This is a genomic window from uncultured Leptotrichia sp., assembly GCF_938036635.1.
Taxonomy (GTDB): domain Bacteria; phylum Fusobacteriota; class Fusobacteriia; order Fusobacteriales; family Leptotrichiaceae; genus Leptotrichia; species Leptotrichia hongkongensis.
On sequence record NZ_CALHQO010000400.1, the window covers coordinates 1 to 4,793 of the forward strand.

5 protein-coding genes are annotated in these 4,793 nt (G+C 28.0%); all 5 read right to left on the minus strand.

Features of this window, described 5'->3' with window-relative positions:
• Positions 1-529, minus strand: a 529-nt coding sequence (locus Q0370_RS08005; RefSeq protein WP_299574368.1) for a methyltransferase, incomplete at its 3' end; no start/stop codon positions are given.
• A gap of 186 nt (positions 530-715) precedes the next feature.
• Positions 716-2,539 (minus strand): peptidylprolyl isomerase, encoded by a 1,824-nt coding sequence (locus tag Q0370_RS08010; RefSeq protein WP_299574371.1) that lies wholly within the window; start codon positions 2,537-2,539, stop codon positions 716-718.
• A 221-nt stretch (positions 2,540-2,760) separates the two neighbouring features.
• Positions 2,761-3,306 (minus strand): GerMN domain-containing protein, encoded by a 546-nt coding sequence (locus tag Q0370_RS08015; protein WP_299574373.1) that lies wholly within the window; start codon positions 3,304-3,306, stop codon positions 2,761-2,763.
• Between the two features lie 30 nt (positions 3,307-3,336).
• Positions 3,337-4,479 carry an N-acetylmuramoyl-L-alanine amidase gene (locus Q0370_RS08020; RefSeq protein WP_299574375.1) on the minus strand — a complete coding sequence of 381 codons (1,143 nt, stop codon included), beginning with the start codon at positions 4,477-4,479 and terminating at the stop codon, positions 3,337-3,339.
• Positions 4,480-4,521: 42 nt separating this feature from the next.
• A complete protein-coding gene (yajC, locus tag Q0370_RS08025; protein ID WP_299574377.1) occupies positions 4,522-4,743 on the minus strand; it encodes a preprotein translocase subunit YajC in 222 nt (73 codons plus the stop codon).
• Positions 4,744-4,793 lie beyond the last annotated feature (50 nt).

Genomic DNA, 4,793 nt, shown 5'->3' on the forward strand with positions numbered 1-4,793 from the left:
CATCATTCAATCTATCATTTGGCACAATTACAAAAAATTCTCCATGATTTTTTAAAAGTCTTTTTATTTCTAGAATTAATTCTTCCAATGTCAGTAAAACTTCATGTTTACTAACTCTTTCTGCTTCATTTCTTGGCATTTTTCCAGAATTTATTTTTTTATACGGAGGGTTTGAAAAAATAAAATTGTATTCTCCTTCAATGCTCTTTATATCTTTGTTAATAGGAATTATTTTGTCATTTAACTTATTTATTTCTACATTTTTTTTTAGTATTTTAAAAATTTCCTCTTGTATTTCTACTGCAAAAATTTTTGAAACAATAGCTGTTTCAGAAAGCAATAGTGAAATTACACCCTGCCCTGAACCAATTTCTAAAAAGGTCTTTTTCTCCCTCGTATTTTTGTAATTTGTATCAAAATATCCTTTTATAAATTTTGAAAGTAAAATAGCATCATCTGTTATTTTTAAGCCTTTTTCTTCCACAACCATTTTTTTATTCACACTTTCAAGATTTTCAATATAACTCATTATAGCTCCTAATCTTTATCAAATTCCAAAAATAAAAACTGTTTCAAATATTTTTAGTATTTAAAACAGTTTATTATAATATCTTTATTTACATCTAAATCTCTTTAACATCGAACTGATAAAATTAAACATTTTTAAAATTTGAAGATAATGATAATTTTTCGATTCGAATTTAAAGTAACCTTACTAGATAATTTCTAATTGCTTATCTGCATATTCATGTGCAAGTTCTAATCTTACACGTTCTTTTGAATTTTCAAATGTTGCTGGTGTAAATGGTACTTCTGATGTTTTTGTAATTAAGTAATATCCTGTCGTATCATTTCTTTCAAGAATTCCATTTAATTGTAGTCCAAATATTTGATTCATTAACTCGTCATTTTTTCCAATTCCAGGAATTGCATCAGATTTAACCATTTTTTTAAATCTTTCTTTTACGCTAAATTTATATTTATCTTGTTTTTCAACTGTGCTCCATGCAACTTTTTTGCTTTCAATTTCAGCTTTTAAGTCTTGAACTTTTTTGATAACTTTTTGTTTTGAAGCTTCAGAAATAGTTGGTGTTATCAAAATGTGACTAACTTTTGCAACATTTTCATTTTTAGGATCTTTGCTTTGAATATAGATAATATGATAACCAAATTGTGTTTTTATTGGTCCTACAATATCTCCAGCCTTACCACTTCTTACTGCATTTGAAAATTCTGGAACAAGTTGTGATAAATCAGCTGTCTCTCCTAAACTTCCACCATTATTTGCTGAACCTGGATCTTTCGAAAACTCTTTGGCTTTTGCTGCAAAATTATCTTTAGTTGTTGTTTTCATAATATCTTCAGCCTGTTTTTTAGCTGCATCAAAATCACTTTGTCCAGCTTGATATTCTTCTCCAATTACATAACCACTTATGCTATTTGGAATATTATAGCTTTCTTTCTTAGAATTAAATCTGGCTTGTAATGTGGCATCATCAGGTTTATATGTGTCTATCAAATAATTGTAATATTTTTGAGAATAATCTCTTAGCTGATCTACACCCACTAAATCAGGATCTGCTTTTATCCCAGCTGCTTTAGCTTTATTTGAAATTTTTACAAATTTATCTAAATTTGTCTTTAATGTTGCCTTCAAATCATTTACTAATTTTTCTGAATATCCTTGCTGTGTTTGTGAAACAGAGTTTACAATCTGTTCATTTACTGCTTCATTTGTATATTTATATTCCCCATTTTGTGCTACAACAGTTGTCATTCTAGCATACATTTTTTCAAATTCTTTGTCTTTAAATTCAATTTTTGCTTTTTGCTTAGCTTTTGCAAGGTATGAATTTAAAATCATAATATCTTTATCTTGCGTCATATTTTCTTTAATCTGATCTTTTACATCTTCAAAATCTTGATTTGCAAAAGCTTGTGTATATTTATTTCTCTCATAAGCTTTTTTAATTTCTTCATCTGTAATTTTATCATTTGAAAATAATTTTTCTCTCATTTTTTCAATAGTTTTTTGATCTTTTATTGATTTTTTAAATGATGAAACATTGTATCCTACTGATGTTAAATATTGAGCGAATTCTTTTCTTCCAAGTTTTGATTGTTTTTGGTAACTTTCAAAATCTTGATTTACAGTTGCATTACTTATCTTTATTCCAATTTCTTTAGCCGATGAAAGCAACACTTCCTTATTAATTATAAGTTGCAGTACATATTCATTTATAATATTATCTGGAATATCCTTTATATTGTCAGCACTTACTCCTACTTGTGATAACTGCTGTATCTTTTGCTGATTTATTTCTTTTAATTGATTTTTTAGAGAGTATACTTCCCTTTCAAAATCATCACGATAAATTTTTGTTCCATTCACTGTTGCAATTACTTCTCTGTGATTTGCTGCTCCAAAAACATTATTTTTCAAAAATAATATTCCAGTAACAAGCATCGATATTCCAAATATCGCTATCATAACTGCTGAGGTGATTTGAATTGCCTTCTTATGATTTCTCAATCCCATTATTTATCTTCCTTTCTGTCTTTTTAGTCATTTAAATATTATATCACATAATACTTTATTTTTCTATTATTTTTTAAATAAATACTTATCTAAAAAATAAAAGTTGTTCTAATATTAAGTAATATCAAAACAACTTAAATTTATTATTTTACACAAATTTATTTTAAATCATATCCTTTATTATACAAGTTTTATATAAGATTTATCAACCAGATTATAATTTATCTAGTACTTGTTTCACCATCTATTTGAATTATAACACTTTGAATATTTGGAAAATTTTTTAAAATTGTATTTGTTACTGCCTGAGAAAATCCATTAAACAATTCAGTATCTTTTTTTAAATTTGCAAATGCTGCATTTAATTTTACAACTGTCGTATTTACATTATCAATTCTTAAATTATATGCACTTCTAAATTTCATATCTTCAGAAATATAATTTGAATTTCTAATAATCCCATTTATAAAATCTCCTTCTATAAGGTTCATTTGACGCGGAACTGTAATTTCTCTTTCATTGACAGTCTTTGTAGCAGGATCATATACGAATATTGAGATTTTATTCTGAATCTCTTCTTCCTGTGTTGTTTCCTGCACCAAATTTTTATCCACTTCTACATGAATCTTACTTCTATGTCTTCTATCATAACGGTTTGTTGCAACTACTGCAACTGTTATTAAAAAAAGTAATGTTACTAAAAAATTACTGTTTAAAAGACCTTTTTTCTTTTTAGGCTTTTCTTTCAATTTTTCTTTTTTCGGCATAAATTTCTCCTAATTTGGATAATATCCCTGTTATCTAAAGTATCTTCTTATTGCATTACCAATAGCACTTGCTGCACTTTCTTGACCTTCTGGTGTCAAGTAGTGTGATAAATCAGAATAATTATTCATAAATCCTAATTCCACAAGTATTGATGGTGAGTTACTTCCACGAAGTACTGCAAAGTTTGCTCCAAATACTCCTCTTCTTCTTAATCCTGTTGTATTAATAAGATTATCTAGTACAGTTTCAGCTATAGCTTGACTTGTTTTTTGATTTTTTCTATAAAAAATATCATTTAAGATAAAGTCTGAAAATGGCACATCTCCATAACTTCCATCAACTCTATTTTCAAATTTTGCTACTTGTGCGGCATAGCTTCCTTGATCTTTTTTGCTATAGTAGAATACTTCTGTTCCATTTGCTGACGAACTTGAACTTGAGTTTAAGTGGATACTTACAAAAAAGTCTGCATTTGCATCATTTCCAATTTTTGCTCTTGTATCTAACGGTACAAAAAAGTCTGAATTTCTTGTTATAATAACATTAAAATCTTGTCTTAGATTATTAGCTAGCCTTGTTGCTACTTGTAATGCTATATCTTTTTCATTGTAACCATTTCCTCTTGCTCCTGAATCATGTCCACCATGTCCTGGATCTACAACAATCGTATACTTTTTATTTCCAGTAGGAGTATAAGTATTTGACTGTCTTTGTGTTTGCGTTTGTACTGTTTGTGTATTAGCAGTTGATTGACTTTGTGTTGTTGTATTATATCTTGATGTTTGTGAATTATTATTTCTTGATGCTGTTTTTCCACCATCTAACGTTACTTGAAATTGTCCAGTTCTACTTACAACTTGATAAGTTACAGATGGTTTTAAGTAAACGTAAACAACAACCATTCCATTTCTTTGAGTTGTATAAACTTTGCTTATATACTGGTCATTTTGATTAATAAATGCCTGAACATTGCTTTCCATTTCACTGTTTGGAAAACTTAGCATTAAAATATCTTCATTTCCTAGTTTTGTAACTGATGCATTTGGCATAATTTGCTTATTTTCTCTAAATGTTCCTATAACTTTTCCATTATTGTATGATATATTTTTCAAAGTATCAGAAAATGTAATCGCACTCACAAAAAGTAATAGTAATAACAATATTCTTTTCATTTTTTTCCTCCTATTTTTTTATTATAATATCTAATACCAATTTTATTTTTTTTCGATTTTGTCTACTGCCGATTTTAGAACTGTCATTCTAGCATTCTTATCTATTTTCATTTCTACAGTTTCTGTTAAAATATTTACAATAGTTCCTTGTATACCTCCGACTGTCGTTATTTTATCTCCAACTTTCAAGCTTTCCATCAGTTCAGCTTTTTGTTTTTTCTTTTTCTTGTTCGCAAAATATGTTGGTAAAATTAATATTGCCATGAATGCTACTTCAGCCGGCCGGTGTCATTCCGACCGCGCGCTGAGCCCGC